Here is a 255-nt window from a genome sequence, read left to right as displayed (position 1 = left end):
CGATGGATAACAGGTTGATATTCCTGTACCACCTATAATCGTTTTAAGCGATGGGGGGACGCAGTAGGATAGGCGAAGCGTGCTGTTGGAGTGCACGTCCAAGCAGTGAGACTGAGTGTTAGGCAAATCCGGCACTCATAAGGTCAGGCTGTGATGGGGAGAGGAACTCAGTTCCTCGAGTCGTTGATTTCACACTGCCGAGAAAAGCCTCTAGCTAGAAAGTAGGTGCCCGTACCGCAAACCGACACAGGTAGT

At 51.4% G+C, this 255-nt stretch carries 1 rRNA gene; it reads left to right on the top strand.

Going from position 1 to position 255, the window contains the following annotated elements:
• Positions 1 to 254, top strand: a 23S ribosomal RNA gene (locus tag HHH54_RS11615); the annotation flags it as partial.
• Position 255: the final 1 nt, after the last annotated feature.

The organism is Staphylococcus canis (assembly GCF_016238445.1).
Lineage (GTDB): Bacteria > Bacillota > Bacilli > Staphylococcales > Staphylococcaceae > Staphylococcus > Staphylococcus canis.
This window is presented reverse-complemented; position numbering and strand designations above follow the sequence as displayed.